The sequence below is a fragment of the Psychrobacter sp. 1U2 genome, from assembly GCF_051847575.1.
The window spans coordinates 1-553 of the sequence record NZ_JBPYDC010001633.1 but is presented as its reverse complement, the minus strand read 5'-3'; the positions used below and the strand labels follow the sequence as shown (position 1 = coordinate 553).

Below are 553 nucleotides of genomic sequence, written 5' to 3'. Positions count from 1 at the left end.
ATTTGACTAAATTCTTTGTATATTTAAGAGAATTATGTTGGTTTAAGCTTATTGCCTTCTAGTCGGTTAGAGTAAAAGAGCCAAAACACTCATAGTGAGTTAAAATATAGATACAGGAATGTTCGGTTTGGTTACAGCCAATGTAATCATATAAGGCATTTTAAGAAAAGATCGAAGATAACCTTCGTAGTAACGGTTACTGATGGCGTTGCGCTCTGGCTTTAAAGACAGCGCTAACTACAAAACCATCGGACAAACAATATAAGCTTATGATGCAGTTTACAGCATCACTAATATATGAAATGAAGGTGAAAGTATGGGCGAAGGGATAGCAAGTTGGTTTAACAATATCGTAAATTACGGTGTTAGTATCATTTGGGGTAATAACGATTGGTTAATTGTTAATAACCCTTGGTACGGATTATTAATGTTCGTATTAATTGGTGCAGGTCTTTATTTTACAGTGGTCACACGCTTTATTCAGTTCCGCCATTTTGGACATATGTGGAAACTATTACGTGTGTCTAATCAAGGCCGCAAAGATGGTGGTATC

Annotated in this window: 1 pseudogene; it reads left to right on the top strand. The window is 36.0% G+C overall.

The window, feature by feature from the left end:
* Positions 1-316: 316 nt before the first annotated feature.
* Positions 317-553, top strand: a pseudogene (locus ACS8FD_RS23570) (sodium:alanine symporter family protein); the annotation flags it as partial.